The organism is Pseudomonas fluorescens (genome assembly GCF_902498065.1).
GTDB classification, from domain to species: Bacteria; Pseudomonadota; Gammaproteobacteria; order Pseudomonadales; family Pseudomonadaceae; genus Aquipseudomonas; species Aquipseudomonas fluorescens_BJ.
Window position 1 is genome coordinate 1,333,454 of the sequence record NZ_CABVIR010000001.1, and the last position, 19,518, is coordinate 1,352,971.

A 19,518-nucleotide genomic window follows, 5' to 3' on the forward strand; every position below is an offset into this window, starting at 1 on the left:
TGTTCAAATGCCTGTGTTTTTCAAGGTATGTCTATGTTTTTAAAAGTAAAAATTCCTACTCGACCGAGACCGAATTCGCCAGCGCAACCGACCACCAGCGCGGTAGCAGTTGCTTGACCTTGCTGTCGCCAAACCGGTCATCGATCAACATCACCACCCCTTCATCCTGCTGGGTGCGGATCACCCGACCCGCGGCCTGCACCACCTTCTGCACGCCGGGAAACAGGTAGGTGTAGTCGTAACCCGCACCGAAAATCGCTGCCATGCGATGTTTCAACTGTTCATTGACCGGGTTGAGTTGCGCAAGACCCAAGGTGGCGATAAATGCACCGATCAGCCGCGCGCCGGGCAAGTCGATGCCCTCGCCAAATGCCCCGCCCAACACCGCGAAGCCAACTCCCTGGCTATCCGCGGTGAATTGGTCGAGAAAGTCCTGGCGCCGGGCTTCCCCCATGCCCCGGGATTGCGCCCACAAATTGATGTGCGGATGTTTTTCGGCCAGCAACTGTGCCACTTGCTGCAAGTAATCGAAGCTGCTGAAAAATGCCAGGTAGTTGCCGGGGCGTTGACTGAACTGCCGGGCGATCAGCTCGACGATCGGTGCAAGGGACGATTGCCGATGGACGAACCGCGTGGATATCTGGCTGACGATATGCACCTTCAACTGGTCGGCGTGAAACGGTGATTCGACGTCGATCCACACCGTGGTCGCCGGCGTCCCGAGGAGATCCGCGTAGTAATGACGCGGACTCAACGTCGCAGAAAACAGCACGGTGCTGCGTGCAGCCGTCAGGCGCGGGCGGATGAAGCCCGCAGGCACCACGTTGCGCAGGCACAGTTGCGAAAGCGGCTTTTTGCGCTCGAGGTCCCGCTTGCCGATGTCGAACAGGAACTGTTCATCGAACAGTTCGGCGACGCGGCAGAATTGCAGCATGTCGAAATAAAACGTCTGCAATGCGCTGTCCAGTCCCTGCGGATGATCGTTGAGGTAATCGCCGATGCTCGCCGTGCACGAAGACAGCGCCTGAAGCAGCTTTTCCGGAGGCTTGTCGTAGGCCTGATACGCCCCCAATTGCAGATTATGCAGGGTGTTCCACTCGCGATTGACCCGCTGCAGGGATTTCTTCAACGGCTCGGGAGCGGTTTTACGCACATCGTTGAAGGTCGATTGGTCGAGACTGGCGCTGTACATCTGCCGGCCGCGCTCCACCAGGTTGTGGGCTTCGTCCACCAGCACCGCCACTTTCCAGTGGTTGGCCTGGGCCAGCCCGAACAGCAGCGCACTGAAATCGAAATAGTAGTTGTAGTCGGCGACCACCACGTCTGCCCAGCGGGCCATTTCCTGGCTCAGGTAATACGGGCAAACCGCATGTTTGAGCGCTACCTCGCGCAAGGCGTTCTGGTTCAACAGCGTCAACGCGCTGGCGGCCCGGCGCGCAGCCGGCAAGCGATCATAGAAGCCCAGGGCCAAGGGGCAGGATTCGCGGTGGCAGGCTTTGTCCGGATGCTCGCAAGCCTTGTCCCGGGCGATCATTTCCAGGACCCGCAGCGGTGGCGCAGCACCGCTGTCGAGGATCACCTGCGCCGCGTCGAGCGCCAGTTTGCGCCCCGGCGTTTTTGCCGTAAGGAAGAACACCTTGTCCAGTTGCTGCGGCGCCAGCGCCTTAAGCATTGGAAACAGCGTGCCAAGCGTCTTGCCGATACCGGTCGGCGCCTGTGCCATCAGGCACCGTCCGGTGCTGACCGCCTTGAACACCGACTCGGCCAAATGACGCTGCCCCGGACGAAAACCGGCATGGGGAAATTCCAATTGCTGCGCCGCGCTGTTGCGCGCCTCGCGATGGGCCAATTCCTGTTCGGCCCAATGCAGGAAAAGCTGACAATGATGCTCGAAGAATGCCTGCAGTTCTTCAGCGCTGAAGGCCTCGACCAGGCAGGTTTCCTTTTCGCTGACGATGTCGAAATACACCAGTGCCAGGTTGATCTGCGCCAGGTCCAGTTTCTGGCACATCAACCAGCCGTAAACCTTGGCCTGCGCCCAATGCAGTTGACGATGGTTGGCCGGTTGTTTGCTCAAGTCCCCGCGATAGGTTTTGACTTCTTCCAGGCAGTTTTGCGCCGGGTCGTAACCATCCGCCCTGCCCTTGACCTTCAACGTCTGGTACACACTTTCAAGCGCGACTTCGCTCTGGTAACCCTCGCTGCGCCGGGACGCCACCGTGCGGTGGCCGACGATTCCCTCCAGTGCCGTCGGCGATGGCGTGAAGCGCAGGTCGAGGTCCCCGACCTTGGCGGTGAATTCACACAACGCCCGCACTGCGATGCTGTAGCTCAAGCGCTCTGCTCCGCCCACTGCACGTAGCAAACAGCAATCGGCATCTGGTGTTCATGGCAGAATTCGAGCCAGCGCAACTGGTTGTCCTGCAGGCGATCACCGGGGCCTTTGACTTCGATCATGCGGTAGGTCTTGTGCTGCGGCCAGAACTGGATCAGGTCCGGCATACCGGCGCGGTTGGCCTTGATGTCCAGCAACAGGCGGTTGAACCAGTGTTTGAGGTGCTCGGCGGGCAGGCAATCGAGGGCTTGTTCAAGCAACTGTTCGCTCAACGCCCCCCAGAACACGAAAGGCGACTGCACCCCCCACTTCACGGCATACCGCTCACGGATGGTCTGACGGTAACGCCCGTCATCGAGTTCGACGAGGCAGGCCTGAAACAGATCAGCCCGGCGCGCCTGGAAGTCTTCATTGAGCAAATCCGCCGGCCCCCGCTGAAACGGGTGGAAAAACGCACCCGGTAACGGCGCAAAGATTGCCGGCCAGCACAGCAGCCCGAACAATGAGTTGATCAGGCTGTTTTCGACGTAATGCACCGGTGCCGAGTCCTCCGCCAGATGCGCCTGAACGCAGGATTCCACCGACAGCGCCGGGTCGGTTCTGGGCAGTTGCAGATCGAGCCGTTGCATTTCCCGTGGAGAAGATCGTTTCACTGCCGGCCCGCCGAGCTTGCGTCGCAGCCTGGGTACCACACGCAGCAATTGCTGTTGTTCGGCGGCGCTTTCCGGCGACTGCCCGGCAGCAACGGCCAGGTCCATCGCCAGTTGATACTCGCCACAGCGCTCCAGCACACGAATCAATCGCCCCCGAGCACCAGGCCAGGCGCACTCGCGGTAAATATTGAGGGCATTGGCGAAGTCCGCCATGCGCTCGCAATGCTGACCGATCAGGAACAGCAATTTGCCGCGCCGTTTTTGCAGCCAGGGATTGCTCAGCGCCAGTCCGTTGATCTGCTCGACAATCGCCGCCACTGCTTCTCCGGCATCGAAACGCTGCTGACAATCATGAAGAAACAGGCAGGTATCCACGTCCTCGCGACTGCGCAAGCCGCGTGATTCGGTACAGAACTCGACTTTTTCATAGGTAAAGATGCCGAGGTCAGCGAGCACGAACTCCGACCAGTCCTGGTACAGGTTGCCGAAAAACATCAGGCGCAGGCGATCGCACAAGCCCATGATAGTCAGGCTGAACAATCGATCATCCAGTGGCGCGCACCACTGATTGAAGGGTTGTATCTCGGGAAACTGTTCGCTCAGTTCGGGCAGCCAGTCGGACTTTTTCGCCTTGGGCTGATCGATGGCGGCACCGAAGCATTGAAGGATTTCGGCCTTGAGCAGCACCTCGAACACCACGTCGAGCGGCAGCGGCGACTGCTCATCAATCCAGCCCAGGGCCAACAACGGTTCGGCGGCCCGGGCAATGTCGCCAATCTCGACGTAATGCAGTTTGCTCGCCCGGAAGTGAACGCCCTTGCGCATGACCATCCGCACCAGTAACGCACGGGGCTCCCGGGGCAGTCGGTTGAATTCACGAATGAAGCATTGCTCCTCGACACTCAACACATCGACATAGCGATGTTCAAGCCAATCAAGTACTTGCATGAAGTTATTCAAGTAATAGAACGGATCATCGAGGGGATTTGTAGTCACAGGAAAACAGGGCCATGGCGAAAGAGTACTGGTTATGCGTACAGATACCAGCTACAACCCGTCCGGTGCAAACGGAAAAGGATAAGCGGCAGCGCGATGCAGATTTTTTTTCTGGACCGTCGAACTTTCTGCGGATACTTCGCACCAACCGCGGTAGAGGTACAGTGGCGATTGGAGGGTCCAAGGCCGTCGCGCTGTTTTTTTGGAGGATATGAGGTGGTTATGAACATCAAGACTCTGGGTTTGCCCCTGGCAGCCGCCGCGCTTCTGACATTGGCCGGTTGCTCGACGCCAACGGTCGTGACGCTGCAGAACGGCACTCAGTATTTGACCAAGGACATGCCAAAAGCCAACAACAAGGAAGGCTTTTACGAATTCGAAGATATTTCCGGGGCGAAAGTGAAGATCAAGGTTGATGATGTGGCCACGGTTCGCAAGGAAGATTAAACACCTCGTTATCGTTCATCGCGAGCCCTCCTCGATGTGGCAGGTTTCGCACACTGCCTTAAACTGCGTACACCCCATGTAACGCATGACGATGCAGGTTTTCGTTACTCCACGGGCCTCACAAAATGATCCGGGTGAAGCCGACATGAAAATGTTCACACCCTTTTTAGTCGCGCTCATCACCGCTGGCACAGGTGCGGCAGCGAGCCTGTGTACGAATGCCGAGACTTCCGTGGTCCTGGAAACCAGCTTCGACTGCGCCAGGGCCGCCGCAGCCGTCGAGAAGCTGATCTGCCGTACCCCTCAACTGAAACAGATGGATATTGAACTGACGCGCCTTTATCGCCTGGCACTGACGGACGATCATTCGGTGCCACGTCCTGACAAAATCGAGATCGAACAGCGGTTCTGGGTGGGCGCCCGCAATCAGTGCTCTTCCGAAGCACAGCCCATCGCCTGCACGATCCGAAGTTATGCCGAGCGGGCGCATCAGCTTCGTCAGGGCTCGGCAATTGCACGCACCAAGGATCCGAGCAGACTGACCGACGGCCCGATCGCCTTCCGTTGCGCCGGGCTCAACGCGTTAATTGCCGTCACTTACTTCAATGTCCAGCCACGTGTCGCGTACCTGAAATGGGGGAATACCTCTGCCACCCTAATCCAGGTGCCGAATGATTCCGCAACTCAATACAACGGCAAGGATTACCGGGGAAGCTACAACTTCTGGCAAAACGGCAGCGACGCCTTGTTCCAGATGCCGGGCTCGGGGCAAATGAGTTGTACGGCCGAGCCGGTCAGTTGATCGCGCAACGGGACAACCCTGTCCCGATGGCCCGGTCCCGCCTGTCAGCTACCCGTGCGAATCTTGTTCCACACTCGTGTCCGAATCCGGTCGATGTTCAACGGCATCGCTTCCAGCGCGAACAGTTTCCCCATCATTTCCGGGCTCGGGTAAACCTTGGTGTCGTTCTTGATCGCCGGGTCGATCAGGCTGTCAGCCTGTTCGTTGCCATTGGCGTAGTGCACGTAGTTGCTGATGCCGGCCATGACGTCCGGGCGCAACAGGTAGTCCATGAAGGCGTAGCCGGCCTTTTCGTCCGGGGCGTCGGCGGGCATGGCAACCATGTCGAACCAGATGGCGGCGCCTTCCTTGGGAATCGCATAGCCGATGTCCACGCCATTTTTGGCTTCTCTGGCGCGATTTTCAGCCTGCAGGATGTCGCCGGAGAAACCGACCGCCACGCAGATGTCACCGTTGGCGAGGTCGCTGGTGTACTTGGACGAATGGAAGTAGCTGATGTAAGGCCGGACTTTCATCAGCAGCGCTTCAGCCTTTTTGTAGTCTTCCGGGTTCTTGCTGTGATGCGGCAAACCCAGATAGTTCAGCGCGGCCGGCAACAGTTCGGGCCCGTTGTCGAGAATGGCCACGCCGCACTTCTGCAGTTTGGCCATGTTTTCGGGTTTGAAGATCAGGTCCCAGGAATCCACCGGCGCGTTATCGCCCAGCACCGCTTTGACCTTGGCGATGTTGTAGCCGATGCCGGTGCTGCCCCATAGATACGGGAAGCCGTGCTCGTTGCCCGGATCGTTGGTCTGCAAGGCTTTGAGCAAGACCGGATTGAGGTTCTTCCAGTTCGGCAACTGGCTCTTGTCGAGTTTCTTCAGCGCACCGCCCTGAATCTGCCGCGCCATGAAGTGGTTGGACGGGAACACCACGTCGTACCCGGATTTGCCGGTCATCAACTTGCCGTCGAGGGTTTCATTGCTGTCGTAGACGTCATAGCTGAAGGCGATGCCGGTTTCTTTCTGGAAGTTTTTGGTGGTGTCCGGTGCAATGTAGTCCGACCAGTTGTAGATCTTGACGGTGTCGGCCGCGTGGCTGAGGGAAACAACGAGCGCCAGTGGGGCCAGTGCCAAAGTCTTTCGGATCATGAGTGGATTCCTGTGTGGGTTATTGTTGTTGGCAGGCAATCAGAGGATCAAAAAATCAAAACGTAGGTCTTGCGCACGGTTTCCTGAATGTCCCAGATACCGAGGCTGTTGGCTGGCAACATCAGTGCGTCGCCGGCTTCTATGTGGAGGGTTTCACCGTCATCCGGGGTGAAGGTGCAGCGCCCCTGAATGAAATGACAAAATTCTTGCGCCACGATCTGTCGACGCCAGCGGCCGGGGGTGCATTCCCAGACGCCGGTTTCGACCCCGTCGTCGCGTTCGACGCTGGTGGTGGAAGCCACCGCCACGGGGGTGCCCAGTGGCACGGCGACCGGGTTAGATTCGTCCAGCGTCAGGGTTGCGGTGTTCTTGAACTGCGTGATGCCCATGGGAGTACCTGTCGATTGATCTTTTAGGTGAAAAGCGCGCTGTTTACTGCATGAAACCCTCCATGAACCCAGCGACACCGCTGGCCAGCTTGCGTCGCCAAGGCGCGGTGGCCGGGTTGGCCAGGGTCTGGTCTTCGTGGACAAAGCTGCGGATGATCGCGTTGTAACCCAGCCAGCGACAGGGTTCCGGCTCCCAGCTCTTGAGCGCATCGAGACCGCCCTGCGGGATGACCCACGGCTGGCGAATCAGCTCGGTGTCGCGTTGCAGAATCAAGTCGGCCAGGGTCCGTCCACCCAGGTTGCTGGCGCCGACACCCTCCCCGCCGTAACCGCCGGAAATCGCAATGCCGCTCGCGTGATCGCACAGCATGTGCGGCTTGAACCGCCGAGACATGCCCAGGTTGCCGCCCCAGCCGTGAGTGAGGCGCACGTGCTTGAGTTGCGGGAAGAGCTCGCCGAACAGGTAACGCCGCAACTCCACTTCGCTGGTGGTCAGGTCGAAGTCATGGCGCAACTTGCCGGCAAACTGATAGCCACCCCGCGCGCCGAACACCAGGCGGTTATCCGCCGTACGCTGACCGTAAGTGACCTGACGGCTGCTTTCGCCAAACGCCTGCCCGTGGCTCAGGCCGATTTCGTCCCAAGTGGCAGCCGACAGCGGCTCGGTGGCGACGATCAGGCTTTGCACCGGCAACTGATAGCGCCCCAGCGGGGGCAGCGTGGTCGCGTACCCTTCTACCGCCGGAACGATCCAGCGGCTGCGCACCGCCGCGTTCGCCGTGCGCAGACTGCCGGATTGCCAGTGGGTGACCGGACTGTTTTCGTAAATCCTGACGCCCATGCGTTCTACCGTGCGGGCCAGACCTCGCACCAACTTTGCCGGTTGCAGGGTCGCAACGTGCGGTGCATAGATACCGCCATAAGGCTTGGCGATTCTGATCTGTTGCGCCAACTGCTCGGGGCTGAGCCAGCGGTAATGGCTTTCGGTCAGGCCCTGGCTATACAGCTTGTCCAGGTAGTGTCGAAGGCTGGTTTCCTGTTCGGGGTAGCGCGCAGCGCAATACAGCGCCCCGCCTTTACGGTAATCACAGTCGATGCCTTCCCGTTCGAGGACAATCTCTACTTCATCAGGAATGCTGTGCAGCAGTTCATACGATGCCCGCCGCTGCTCGGGCGGTAAGTCGGCGAGCAAGCGGTCTTCTCCCAGGAGGTTGCCCATCAACCAGCCGCCATTGCGCCCGGAGGCACCAAAACCTGCGGTTTGCGCTTCTATGATGGCGATGTTCAACGCCGGCGCCAGGCACTTGAGGTAGTACGCGGTCCAGAGCCCGGTGTACCCCGCGCCAATGATGGCGACATCGACATCAAGATCGTGTTCCAGCGCCGGCCGCGCCAGCAACGGCTCGTCGAGTTGATCCATCCACAAACTGATAGTGCGCCACGCCGGCATGTAAGACTCCACCACTCAAACTTCGATGGCGTCGATCCTAGTGCGTGGGCTCAGAGTCTGTCTTGCGCGCGTGCACGCAAAGAAATTTGTTTGACGTAGGCCTTGGGCGACAGGCCGGTGTGTTGGCGGAAACAGCTATAGAACGCGGACAACGAGTTGAAGCCGGCGGCAAACGCCAGATCGTCGATGCGCAGCGGCGGTGCGACGTTTTCCAGTGCGGCGAGCACATGTTGCAAGCGCGCCTGGTTAACGTAGCGGTAGAAACTCTGGCCTAGCACCTGGTTCAGCAGGTAGGACATCTGATTGCGGCTGTACCCGCACTCCTTCGCCACCCGTTGCAGGTCGAGTTCAGGATCCAGATAAGGTTGCTGGCGCTGGAAATACTGTTGCAGGTCTTGCGCCATGAAACTCAGCTGACGCGGCGACAAGCCGAGCCGGCTGACGGCCGGGCGCTGACTGTTCGTTGTTTTGCTGACGGGCAGTTCATGCACCAGCGAGGCGTATTCGTTAACCCGCCAGATCAGCCCGTCGCGGACGGTAATCGCCTCGCTGGCCCGAAATGACACCAACCCTTCACCGCCCCGCAGGGTGATGCGGTACTGAATGAACGCGGTGTTGCCGTCCAGCCGGATGCGGTCCGAATGCTCCAGCGCTTCATCCGGACCGCGCGGCATGCTGCTGCGCACGTACTCGCGCAATTGGTCCAACCCCATCACGCGGTTCTGGAAGAAGTCGCTGTACTGGATGTCCGGGTGATACAACGCCATGACACCGTCAAGATCCCGGTGCTTCCAGCGCAGGTGATAGCGCATGACCGTCTCGCTCGTGGCCTGGGTCTGCGACGGACCATCATCATCGGCATGCATAAAGGACTCGACGAGAAAAAGGCGAGCTTGCCGAAATTCAGCACCGGCTTCAATGATCAATCAATGCTGGCCTTTTGCCGAAATACCGCAGCGATGTGACCTGAATCAAAAAAACTGAAGCAATCGCCAAACGGCCTGAAAAATCCACATTATTTTCACATGCGGATGCTACTTTTAAAGGGCAGTCACCGGTTGAGCCAATGAAGGCTCTTCCCTCCTAACATGAGCTAACGGAAGCGCTCGATAATGAAGGCGGGCAACATATGAATAAAGGGTTCAGTAAAGTCACCTTTCCAAACGCCTGCCAGTTGATGCGCTGGCATTTTCATCCCATGGGTTTTGAGGCGAGCATGGACGCACCGGGCAGTATGATCGCCCGTCTTTTTGACCGTGCCACGGGCGAGACCATGATCGCCATTGCCGGCATTCCGTGCGCGACTGTCATGAACGCGGCGGACGTAGAACGAATAATCGAAGCGGTGGAGGATGAGCTCGAATCTTTCATTCCACCGGTAGCCCTCAGGAGCTATGCCTGAAGGTTGAAACGCCGTTGCCACAATCAAAAGCCCACAGCGTGTGGGCTTTTTTGTGAGGGTCAAAAGGCTTTAAACCAATGCCTTGTTGCCCCGGTGATCGGTAAAGAATGCCTTGCCCTTGCCGATCCGGTCGGAGGCCTTGGGCATGTTCGCCGCTTGTTTGTCCTGCCCATCGACATACCAGTAGCAATGGCTGACCGCCCGAGTGATGCCGACATAAGCCAGCCGCAGAATCTCGTCTTTTTGCGCGTTATCGTAAGCTTCGTTGTCGCCAGCCTTACCCAGACCGGCCATGCGGTAGACCTGATTCTTGTACGGGGAACTGGTCAGGTGCTGGCAGTCTCCCAGCAAAAACACGGCATCAGCCTGAAGACCCTTGGCGCTGTGATAGGTCAACTGCTTCAGCCGTCGCGACTCGTACGGCAAGTTAGAATCAACATTAACTACAGGCAAAATATGCTCTTCTATCAATGACTTATCGCTACTTTTTCGATAGAGCATCAAGATGGTATCGCCTTGCCTGTAGTGCTCCATCAACCGTTTGGCCAAGTCTTGATCGTCCCGATCCAGCACGTTGACCGGCAGCAGCGCTTTTGACTCGCCGCTGGCCTTGGCCTTCTTGCCGGCAATGGCCGGCGCGGCGCGCACGATGTGTTCGGCGGCGTCGATGATGTGTTGATGGCTGCGATAATTGTCGCTGAGCATCACCTTGGTCGTGCTCGGCGACGGGAATTCCTTGTTGAATTCCATGAAATACGTCGGCGAACTGCCGCGCCATCCATAAATGGACTGCCAGTCATCGCCCACACACAGCAGCGACGAACGCTGAGCGCCGCGCCCCACATGCATGGCCGGGCCACGACTGCGAATCTCAGCCAGGCTGGCACGAATCCAGGAAACAATCTGCGGCGATACGTCCTGAAATTCGTCGATCATCAGGTGCGACAGCGGCCGCAGCAGTTCATCGCTCAACAGCTTCTGGTTTTCCGGCGAATGCTCGCTGAACAAAGCGAACATGCGGTTGTAAGTCATTACCGGCGGCTTCTGATCCAGCAAATGATCCTCCAAGGCTCGCCAGTACAGGCTCAGGGCCTCGAAGAAAAACCGGTCAGGGTCGTCCTTGGCGAAGCTCATCTGGCCTACGGCGCTCGGAACATCCAGGCCAAGATTTTCAATAAACCCGGCCGCTGCGACAAAACAGTCCAGCAACGGCGCGGAACCGAGCTCGCCCTTGACCTTGTAATCGAACCCAGGCCCGGCGCTGGCATCGCCCGCAAGGGACGCCAAAACACGTTTGGATGTTTCATAACTATCCATCCATATCAAAGGCTTACGACAGAAAGCTTGAAACAGGGTTCGCTTTACCGCCCACTCGGCGCGAACACTGAGCTTGGCATTCGGACGGCTGATCTGCGGGTTTTCCCGCGGGTCGAAACCCAGCACCACCCACGCATCCAGGCTCGGAATATAGCCATGGCAATGAAAGGTCGAGCCGTTGATATCAAACGACTGTCGATTAGGCTCGATGCCTTTGATGGGCCAGGCGCCTGCGCGGAACCACAAATCTTCAACGAAGTCGCATAACTCTTCATCACGCTTGGCGGCCAGTTCGGTCACGGCCATGCGTTTTTGCACGTCGGGGTGATCGCGCTCCAGCTCCTTGAGCTGCAAGGCATGCCGCGACAACGGTTTGATCAGTTCGCGAAAGCGCTCATCACGCGTGTGCAGGTGGTGATAGCAGGCATTGAGTTGCTGGCGCTGGGCGTCGTTGATGCGCAAGTCGAAAGGATTACTGTCGACCTCCTCGTCAGCGCCTTGTGCCCGGCTGCTGAGGTTTTCGAACGCTTGCAGCCGCTCGAAGCCCGGCAGGCTGCGCACCATCGGCAGGATTCGCGAATGGAAGGTGCGCACCAGATCCCGCGCCTCCTTGAAGCCGAGTGGCCGCCCCCAGAGCGCAAACATCTCGATCAGTTTGTTGATGAAGTCCTTGCGCGACTCTCGCGTGAACGTTACGACGGTCATTGAGTTCAGCTCGAAGCCCAGATAGTGGGTCAGCAGCAAAATGCGCAGCACCAGAGTGGTCGACTTGCCCGCCCCCGCGCCGGCGATCACCGACGTCGATGGCGTATCGCTGAAGATCATTTTCCACTGTGCAGTGCTGGGTTGAGCCTGTGGCGCGAGCAAACGAGCGACATCGGCCTTCATGCGTTTCTTCAGTTCAGCGCTCAATGGCAGGCGCCAGTCGTCGAACAGGTTGTCATCGACGTTGGGTGGCCGGTGCTCGGTCGAGCGCGAGTCACGAATCAGCAACACCTGCCGACCTTCCTCCAACCCTTCGAGCCTGCCTTCCTTGTAGCCGTAATCCACCCCGGCGCTGTGGCCGCTGCGAAAACCATCAGCCTGGCCATGCAGCCATGACGCCCGATGCTGTGCACGCAGACGCGTCAACCCATGGCCAAAGAATCGGGCGGCCAGACGCTTGAGCAATGGCATCTCGGCCAGGGGCCGTAGTTCAGGAGGAAGATCGGGGGTGTGTTGCGGCACGCGGGCTGACTCCAGGGTGTGAGGCTGTTGCGGGCTATGGTGTCTGCATTTGCCATTCAGTTCTAGTGAAATGCTTACAGGTCATTGGCTTATGCGATGAAGTGAAGGCTGGGTGAGAATGTTTCGAGCTGATTTGATATCAGTTTATTTGATTGTATTGAGGCATTTTTTACGCTTTTTATCGATCAGTGGCTGATAGATGATGCTCGCCATTCACCACCTCTTTCAGGAGACGATCATGCTCGAACTCAGACCCTTCAACTCCTTGGGCGGCGCCCACCATGGCTGGTTGGATGCTCATCACCACTTTTCGTTCGCCGAATACCATGACCCCAAACGCATGAACTGGGGCAACCTGCGGGTATGGAACGACGACGTGATCGCCTCGGGCACCGGTTTTCCGAAACACCCGCACCGGGACATGGAAATCATCACTTATGTCCGTGAAGGCGCGATTACCCACGAGGACAACCTGGGTAACAAAGGCCGTACCGAAGCGGGCGACGTGCAGGTCATGAGCGCTGGCACCGGGATCGCCCACAGTGAGTACAACCTGGAAGCGACTGAAACTAAAATCTTCCAGATCTGGATCATCCCGAACGAAACAGGCCTGGCGCCGTCCTGGGGTGCGAAACCGTTCCCTAAAGGTCAGCGCGAAGGTTTCGTGACCCTGGCCAGCGGCAAGACCGGTGACGATCAAAGCCTGCGGATCCGTGCGGATGCGCGCCTGGTTGCGGCGAACCTGAAGGCGGGCGAGTCTGCGCAATATCGGCTGGACAATGGCCGTCGTGCCTACCTGGTGCCGGCGACGGGCGTCATTGAAGTCAATGGCTTGCGTGCACAAGCTCGAGACGGTGTCGCGGTGACGGATGAGCAGGTGTTGAGCGTAACAGCCATTGAGGACAGTGAAATTGTCCTGGTGGACCTCGCTTGATTGGGTAAATGCAGGGCGAAAAAAGGGGCGACCGGAAATGGTCGCCCCTTTTTCATAGTTGTTGGTGACTGTGCCGACGCCATCGCGAGCAGGCTCGCTCCCACAGGGGTTTTGTGCATTCCTTGTGGGGAGCTGGCTTGCCAGCGAAGGGGCCCTCTACTATTTCGCAGAAATTGCGCTATCCACCAATGTTTGCGCTTCAGCCACCAACTGCTTCAGATGCTCATCACTGACGAAACTCTCAGCGTAGATCTTGTAGATGTCTTCCGTACCTGACGGACGCGCTGCGAACCAGCCGTTTTCGGTCATGACTTTCAGGCCGCCAATGGCCTGGTCATTACCCGGCGCGTGGCTGAGGATGCTCTGGATCGCTTCGCCCGCAAGCTGGGTCGAGGTGACTTGCTCCGGTGACAACTTGCTCAGCAACGCTTTCTGTTCCGGATTGGCCTTGGCATCGACCCGCACCGAGAACGGTTCACCCAGCTCATCGGTCAACGCGCGATACGCCTGGCTCGGGTCGCGGCCGGTACGGGCAGTCATTTCCGCGGCCAACAGGGCCGGAATCAAACCATCCTTGTCAGTGCTCCAGACGCCGCCATCCCTGCGCAGGAACGAGGCACCGGCGCTTTCTTCGCCGCCAAATCCCAGCGAGCCGTCGAACAGGCCGTCTGCAAACCATTTGAAACCGACTGGCACTTCGTAGAGTCGACGACCCAAACGCTTGGCCACTCGATCAATCAAGCCACTGCTGACCACGGTTTTACCCACGGCTGCATCGGCGCGCCATTGCGGGCGGTTCTTGAACAGGTAGTCGATGGACACCGCCAGGTAACTGTTCGGCGCGAGCAAACCACCGGACGGCGTCACGATGCCATGGCGATCGTGATCCGGGTCACAGGCGAACGCTACGTCAAAACGCTCTTTGAGGCCGATCAGGCCTTGCATGGCGTGGCTGGACGAGGGGTCCATGCGGATCTGGCCATCCCAGTCGACTGTCATGAAGCGGAAAGTCGGATCGACCTGCTTGTTCACCACGTCGAGGTCCAGCTTGTAATGCTCGGCAATCGCCGACCAGTAACGCACCCCTGCTCCGCCCAGCGGATCGACGCCCAGACGCAATTTGGCGTTGCGGATGGCGTCGAAGTCGATCACGTTGATCAGGTCGGCGACATAGGTGTTGAGGTAATCGTGACGGTGCGTGGTACTGGCTTTCAGCGCCTGCTCGTAGCTGATGCGCTTGACGCCGGCGAGCTTGTTGCTCAACAGCTCGTTGGCCTTGGCTTCGATCCACTTGGTGATGTGGGTATCGGCCGGGCCACCGTTGGTCGGGTTGTATTTGTAGCCACCGCTTTGCGGCGGGTTGTGGGAGGGCGTGATGACGATGCCGTCTGCCAGGCCTGAGGTGCGGCCACGGTTATAACAGAGAATCGCGTGGGAAATGGCCGGTGTGGGGGTGTACTCGTCACCCTCCGCAATCATCACTGTCACGCCGTTCGCGGCCAGTACTTCGAGGGCGCTGGTGCCGGCCGGGGTGGACAGCGCGTGGGTGTCGATGCCGACGAACAGCGGACCATCGATGCCCTGGGCTTCGCGGTACAGGCAGATCGCCTGGCTAATCGCCAGAACATGCCATTCGTTGAAACTCAAGTCGAACGAGCTACCGCGGTGCCCGGACGTGCCGAAAGCGACACGCTGGGTGGAGATCGCAGCATCGGGCTGGCCGGTGTAATAAGCCGTTACCAGTCGCGGGATGTCGACCAACAACTCTGCCGGTGCCGGTTTTCCCGCAAAAGGACTGAGAGTCATGCAAAACCTCTGAATAGAGTGGTTCAGGAATAGGAACGCAGTTTACTGGCAGTTTGACCGCAACGCGATGGGATCGATCCACGAGCGCGAAGGATGTCCGGCGGACGTGCTCAGTCGACCGACTCCAGGCGCAAGGCATCGCCGAGCAGGCTCAGGGCAGCGGCCAGATCATGATCACCGCCAAAGGTATGGCTGAGGCGCAAGTGCTGCGAGTGCAGCCCCTGCAAACTGAACAGCTCGCCCGGCGCAATCACCACCTGATGTTTGAGCAGACGCTGAAACACCCGCCGCACATCGACCTGACGCAGTGAGCGGGCCCAAATCGTTGCGCCACCCTGCGGCTCGACAAAATGCAAGGCATCGCCCAAGCGCTCCTGCAACAGCTGCATCATCTGCACCTTGCGGTCCTTGAGCAATCTGCGCAAAACCTGAAGGTGCTGATCGATCCGCCCATTCCCGTACAAACGGGCGATGGCTTTCTGGCGAATCGGCGACAGACGAAAGGAGCGCAGCAGAAAGTGTCGCTGCAATTCGGCGCTGAAATGCCGTGACAACAGATAGCCGTAAGGCGCTTCCGGACCGATGATCTTTTCGAACGTGGAAAACACGATAAGCCGGTCGGGGTCCAGCAGATCACGAAACCGCAAGCCGCCCGGTTCGAATTCGAGCTCGCCGTAGCAATCGTTTTCCAACACCCAACTGCCATGCCGCTCCAATAGCTGCGCAATGGCGCGCCGGTTGTCGTCAGCCGCGAGGCTGCCTCGCGGCATGTTCAAAGCGGATGACAGCATGACTAACCGCACCGCTCGGGTTTCCAGCAGCTCTTTGAGTTGTTCGACATCCAGACCGCCATCGTTTTGCAGCTGCAACTCGATCACCTGGACGTCGGCGGCCTGGAGCAAGCGCAGAATCGCCCAGTCACACGGAGACTCAAGCACTACGGCGGCGTTTTTGAGGCACAACACGGCGATCAGTATTTCCAGGACGCCGCGCAAGTCGGCGCCAATGTAAACGTCATCGGCGTGCCAACAGCGCACCGGTGTCGTGGTGTAGCGCGCGGCCACGGCGGTGCGCAGTTCCAGTTCCCCGCAGGGTTGCGAAGGCGGTTGAGGCTGGCGCGGATACTGTCGCAGCAGTTCGCGCTCCAGCAGCAATAACGGGCTGTCGAGGGGCTGCAACAATGCCGGCTCATCGGCACTCAAAACCAGCATGCCTGGACATCTGGCACTGAAATAAACGGTTTCGAGCAGGTCATTGCCATGGCCGAGCGTGTTGATGGCAGACACTGGCAATGCGTAATAGCCGGATTTGGCGACCGAATACACACGCCCCTCTTTCTCCAGCAACGAATAAGCGTACTGAATCGTCGAAATCGACACGCTCAGACGATCCGCCAACTGCCGCAACGACGGCAGGCGCACGCGCGTGTCATTGACCGGCTCGTTGATCAGGTGCGTCAGGTATCGGTACACCGCCTGATAAGCAAAATCGGTCTCGCGCGGTCCTTTCAATGTCCCGCTGACCCTTGACCCGCCATCGAGGCATCATCGCCAAAGTCGGGAGCTTGCGATGACAAATCCGCGCCGCCGGAGTCCGGGGCGGTTTGCATGTCCTCGATCCCCGGTACCGGGCCCATCCGGTAAAGTATGCAGATCAGGCTGACGGGCAACCCGCTGACGTCGACCATCCATTGCAGAATCTGCTCCGGCACCGGATGACCCTGCATTGCCCGGTGCAAGTCAGGCATCGCCACCAGCATGCCGGGATGACACTGGCGCAAAAAGCGCTCAAGGGCAGCGCCGTTTTCGACAAAGGGCGCGAAAAGCAGGCACACCAACTGAGCCTCGGTCAAACCGAGGTCTTTTTGCACCTCGGCCGCGGCCAGCCCCCGCTGTTCAGACTGCCTCGCCGGGTTACCGAAGACCTCCACGGCTTGCTCGCATAAACGCTCCGGGAGCCGCTTGCGGCGCATCATCACCAATGCCCGCTGCAAGTATTCGGCAACACCCGCCTCATAACTGCGACCGTGCACGAAGCACGCTTGCAACCCCCGCACGTGTGCGGATATCGAAAGGCTGACGAATTCGTTGTCGCTGAGCTGAGCTGCCAGTTCGTCAGGTTGAAAGCCGAGAAACTCGGTGAGCAACGGCCAGCGCTCTTCCAGGTTACTGACCAACATATCGTGAATGTCGATGAACGTGGTCCGGCGACACGCCTCAAAGCGCTCGGCCGGTCGCCATGCCGCCTGCCCGAATTCACCATAAAACGCGCGATAGCAATCACTGCCGAGCTCGTCGAGCAAGGCGAACAGCTCATCGAAGCCTGTTTCGACGGGACTGGAGGTTTTGAGCCCGACCTTCGCTGCCGCGCGCTTCAAGCCTTCGAGAAACAGCTTTTGTTGGCGTGGCGTGTCACTGCTGACCAGGGCATCGACGCCGCCGTCCCAGCGAGCGATCTGCCCATAGAACTCTCCAGTCGCCAGATAGCGGTCGTCCCACAGATCGATGGGGCCGTTCCACGTTCGACGATGGCCCACCATCAGCACATTGAGCCGATTGGCTTCGCGACCGGCATCTGAGATCGGCGTCGGATGGCTGAACGGCAACACTTCGCGGTTATCCACCATCAACACTTCGACCCGCGGATCGTCGTAGAGAAACAGCGAGCTGTAGCTGCGATGGATGTTTTCCTGCGCCATCGAGCTGGCACCGTTCATTCGCAGGGAGGCCACGCGCAACTGGAATGTGGCAGGTGCCCGTCCGGCAATACTCAGTTGTGCAGCACGCAGCAGCGCCAGGGTGTAGCAACTGTCCCGCGACCCGGACTGGATCGCCAGCACCTTGTAATCCCCAATGCGCTCCATGCCCCCTGCTGCGACCACCAGGCGCTGAATCATCAGTTGCAATGCCGTGCGTTCTGCCCGCGAGAAAAAACTCAGCACGCGTTGCAGCATTTGTTGGTAGACATAGTTCATCGCTTGGTCATGGATATGGGTCATCTTTATTTACCTGATGCTCGTAAGTTCGGTACTGCATAAACAGCAATATGCATTGCACAGCGGATTAACCGACACCAATGAAGTGCTGGACGTAATTGTCAAATGCTAGCACTTATGCTTTTAGTAATTATTTGAAATAGTTGAACGCCGACGTTGTTCCGGTCGAGGCTGAACGGCGCAAAAGCCCAGTATCACTGGCATCTGGCGACTTCACAGAGAATCCTAGGAAATGTCCGACAGCGTCCCACAGACATGTAGCACAAGAAATAAAGAGAGAAGCCGCACCTGTTTTTTTGACCGCAGCGCAACGACTTACTGTTGGTCGGATATCTATTAACGATGTGCATTTAAACGTATCAGGCTGACACCCAGACATGACTCATTCCTTGAGATGAAAGTAATCATCCAATTATCAAGGCTTAGATGCTGATTAGAAGATACAGATCGAGAGCAAAAACCAGTTCAGTTGCTGAACTGACCCATCGACAGATCGATGAGACGTCTCATGTTTTGCGAGGGGACAATAAAAAAGTCCGTGCAAGCACGGACTTTTTCTGGGGCTGTTACGCAGGTTCAACCTGAAGGGCGACCCGCTCGCGGCATGGGCATTCGTCCATGTAGCGGTGCGCTTCGACAAACTCGGAAAACGGGAAGACCCGAGTCTTGAGCGGCAGCAGCACGCGGTCGGCGGTCAGCTGGTTGATATCGCGCAAGGCCCGTTGCAGCGCAACCTGGTCCTGAACGATGCCAAGCTCCGGCTTGCCGGTGAAGTTGCCGATGCAGTGCACAAAGAACTGGATGTTCTTTTGGAACGCTGCGCAGGCCGGGAACGGCGTCTGGTTACCGCCTTGCAGGCCGTACAACACCAGACTGCCACGTGGCGCAAGCACATCGCCGAGCAGCGACATTTGCGGGCCGCCCAGGCCATCGAATACCACATCGACGCCGCGGTTATCGGTAATCTTGTTGATCCGCATGAGCAGATCTTCTTCCTCGGTGACGATGACCTTCTCGGCACCCAGCGACAGTAAGTATTCACGCTCTTCGGCGGTCTTCGTGGCGGCAATCACCCGAACACCCAGGGCTTTACCCAATTGGACGAAAGAAGGCCCGGCGCAGTGACTGGCGTCGGTAACCAGGGCGAACTGCCCAGGCTTGACCCGTGCCAGGTCGACATAAGCGAAATAGGCAATCAACAGCGGCGTGTAGTGCACCGCCGCTTCGATCGGGCTGAGCACGTCCGGATAACGGGTCAGTGCCGAGCGTGGCAGAACGATTTGCTCACCATAGACGGGATAGTCGTTCGGACTTTCAGCCGGGAAGCTGGCGACTTTGTCACCGACCGCGAGGTCATCGACACCGTCGCCGACCGCCGTCACGACGCCGGACATTTCATGGCCAAGGCCTGAAGGCAAGCGAGCATGGGAGGACGCCAGGTTCTGACGCCAAAGAATGTCGTACCAGCTGATGCCAATCGCCTCGACGCGCACCTGCACTTCGCCCGGCGCAGGGAGAGCGGCCGCATGCTCTTCGCATTTGAGCACCTCGGCTGGACCAAACTTGTGAAAACGGATCGTGCGGGACATCGCAAACCTCGTCAAAGAAACCTCTAATGCCCTGAACTCTATCTGG

15 protein-coding genes are annotated in these 19,518 nt (G+C 58.5%); 4 read left to right on the plus strand and 11 right to left on the minus strand.

Features of this window, described 5'->3' with window-relative positions; genetic code table 11:
• Positions 1–55: 55 nt before the first annotated feature.
• Together F8N43_RS06365 and F8N43_RS06370 are read right to left on the minus strand one after the other, a co-directional pair.
• Entirely contained in the window at positions 56–2,335 is a 2,280-nt protein-coding gene (locus F8N43_RS06365) for an ATP-dependent DNA helicase (RefSeq protein WP_150653424.1), read from the minus strand.
• On the minus strand, positions 2,332–3,984 hold the full coding sequence (locus F8N43_RS06370; RefSeq protein ID WP_150636457.1) for a VRR-NUC domain-containing protein: 1,653 nt from the start codon (positions 3,982–3,984) through the stop codon (positions 2,332–2,334). Before F8N43_RS06370 ends, F8N43_RS06365 begins: the two co-directional genes overlap by 4 nt.
• A gap of 222 nt (positions 3,985–4,206) precedes the next feature.
• Between F8N43_RS06370 and F8N43_RS06375 the strand changes: the two genes are divergently transcribed.
• Positions 4,207–4,431: a YgdI/YgdR family lipoprotein gene (locus F8N43_RS06375; RefSeq protein WP_150629592.1), complete on the plus strand. Its 225-nt coding sequence runs from the start codon at positions 4,207–4,209 to the stop codon at positions 4,429–4,431.
• Between the two features lie 145 nt (positions 4,432–4,576).
• A complete protein-coding gene (locus tag F8N43_RS06380) occupies positions 4,577–5,233 on the plus strand; it encodes an MliC family protein (protein WP_150653425.1) in 657 nt (218 codons plus the stop codon).
• 44 nt (positions 5,234–5,277) lie between these two features.
• On the opposite strand, the gene F8N43_RS06385 is transcribed toward F8N43_RS06380, so the two are convergent.
• The 4 genes from F8N43_RS06385 to F8N43_RS06400 are packed head-to-tail and all read right to left on the minus strand — an operon-like array spanning position 5,278 to position 9,068.
• The gene (locus F8N43_RS06385; protein WP_150629596.1) at positions 5,278–6,363 is read right to left on the minus strand and encodes a polyamine ABC transporter substrate-binding protein; all 1,086 of its coding nucleotides are present in this window, start codon (positions 6,361–6,363) and stop codon (positions 5,278–5,280) included.
• Positions 6,364–6,410: 47 nt separating this feature from the next.
• A complete protein-coding gene (locus F8N43_RS06390) occupies positions 6,411–6,752 on the minus strand; it encodes a cupin domain-containing protein (protein ID WP_150653426.1) in 342 nt (113 codons plus the stop codon).
• A gap of 43 nt (positions 6,753–6,795) precedes the next feature.
• Positions 6,796–8,202 (minus strand): NAD(P)/FAD-dependent oxidoreductase, encoded by a 1,407-nt coding sequence (locus F8N43_RS06395; RefSeq protein ID WP_150653427.1) that lies wholly within the window; start codon positions 8,200–8,202, stop codon positions 6,796–6,798.
• Positions 8,203–8,252: 50 nt separating this feature from the next.
• Complete coding sequence (locus F8N43_RS06400) at positions 8,253–9,068, minus strand: helix-turn-helix transcriptional regulator (RefSeq protein ID WP_150629602.1); 816 nt, start codon at positions 9,066–9,068, stop codon at positions 8,253–8,255.
• Between the two features lie 263 nt (positions 9,069–9,331).
• Between F8N43_RS06400 and F8N43_RS06405 the strand changes: the two genes are divergently transcribed.
• On the plus strand, positions 9,332–9,604 hold the full coding sequence (locus F8N43_RS06405; protein WP_150629604.1) for a DUF1652 domain-containing protein: 273 nt from the start codon (positions 9,332–9,334) through the stop codon (positions 9,602–9,604).
• A gap of 69 nt (positions 9,605–9,673) precedes the next feature.
• Here F8N43_RS06405 and F8N43_RS06410 read toward each other — a convergent pair whose 3' ends face one another.
• On the minus strand, positions 9,674–12,148 hold the full coding sequence (locus tag F8N43_RS06410; RefSeq protein WP_150653428.1) for a UvrD-helicase domain-containing protein: 2,475 nt from the start codon (positions 12,146–12,148) through the stop codon (positions 9,674–9,676).
• Between the two features lie 238 nt (positions 12,149–12,386).
• On the opposite strand from F8N43_RS06410, the gene F8N43_RS06415 reads away from it, so the two are divergent.
• On the plus strand, positions 12,387–13,082 hold the full coding sequence (locus F8N43_RS06415; protein ID WP_150629607.1) for a pirin family protein: 696 nt from the start codon (positions 12,387–12,389) through the stop codon (positions 13,080–13,082).
• Positions 13,083–13,241: 159 nt separating this feature from the next.
• Here the strand turns inward: F8N43_RS06415 and pgm are convergent, their stop codons facing one another.
• From pgm to F8N43_RS06435, 4 genes are all read right to left on the minus strand, one after another.
• On the minus strand, positions 13,242–14,888 hold the full coding sequence (gene pgm, locus F8N43_RS06420) for a phosphoglucomutase (alpha-D-glucose-1,6-bisphosphate-dependent) (RefSeq protein WP_150653429.1): 1,647 nt from the start codon (positions 14,886–14,888) through the stop codon (positions 13,242–13,244).
• 110 nt (positions 14,889–14,998) lie between these two features.
• On the minus strand, positions 14,999–16,399 hold the full coding sequence (locus F8N43_RS06425) for a PLP-dependent aminotransferase family protein (protein WP_150653430.1): 1,401 nt from the start codon (positions 16,397–16,399) through the stop codon (positions 14,999–15,001).
• Positions 16,396–17,886 carry a hypothetical protein gene (locus tag F8N43_RS06430; RefSeq protein WP_150629612.1) on the minus strand — a complete coding sequence of 497 codons (1,491 nt, stop codon included), beginning with the start codon at positions 17,884–17,886 and terminating at the stop codon, positions 16,396–16,398. Before F8N43_RS06430 ends, F8N43_RS06425 begins: the two co-directional genes overlap by 4 nt.
• Before the next feature lie 563 nt (positions 17,887–18,449).
• On the minus strand, positions 18,450–19,472 hold the full coding sequence (locus F8N43_RS06435) for a zinc-dependent alcohol dehydrogenase family protein (protein WP_150629614.1): 1,023 nt from the start codon (positions 19,470–19,472) through the stop codon (positions 18,450–18,452).
• Between the last annotated feature and the right edge of the window lie 46 nt (positions 19,473–19,518).

Bases quoted from the DNA above. Each gene is read 5' to 3' on its own strand.
- F8N43_RS06375 (WP_150629592.1), top strand. From the start codon at position 4,207: ATGAACATCAAGACTCTGGGTTTGCCCCTGGCAGCCGCCGCGCTTCTG.
- F8N43_RS06380 (WP_150653425.1), top strand. From the start codon at position 4,577: ATGAAAATGTTCACACCCTTTTTAGTCGCGCTCATCACCGCTGGCACA.
- F8N43_RS06385 (WP_150629596.1), bottom strand. From the start codon at position 6,363: ATGATCCGAAAGACTTTGGCACTGGCCCCACTGGCGCTCGTTGTTTCC.
- F8N43_RS06390 (WP_150653426.1), bottom strand. From the start codon at position 6,752: ATGGGCATCACGCAGTTCAAGAACACCGCAACCCTGACGCTGGACGAA.
- F8N43_RS06395 (WP_150653427.1), bottom strand. From the start codon at position 8,202: ATGCCGGCGTGGCGCACTATCAGTTTGTGGATGGATCAACTCGACGAG.
- F8N43_RS06400 (WP_150629602.1), bottom strand. From the start codon at position 9,068: ATGCATGCCGATGATGATGGTCCGTCGCAGACCCAGGCCACGAGCGAG.
- F8N43_RS06405 (WP_150629604.1), top strand. From the start codon at position 9,332: ATGAATAAAGGGTTCAGTAAAGTCACCTTTCCAAACGCCTGCCAGTTG.
- F8N43_RS06415 (WP_150629607.1), top strand. From the start codon at position 12,387: ATGCTCGAACTCAGACCCTTCAACTCCTTGGGCGGCGCCCACCATGGC.
- pgm (WP_150653429.1), bottom strand. From the start codon at position 14,888: ATGACTCTCAGTCCTTTTGCGGGAAAACCGGCACCGGCAGAGTTGTTG.
- F8N43_RS06430 (WP_150629612.1), bottom strand. From the start codon at position 17,886: ATGACCCATATCCATGACCAAGCGATGAACTATGTCTACCAACAAATG.
- F8N43_RS06435 (WP_150629614.1), bottom strand. From the start codon at position 19,472: ATGTCCCGCACGATCCGTTTTCACAAGTTTGGTCCAGCCGAGGTGCTC.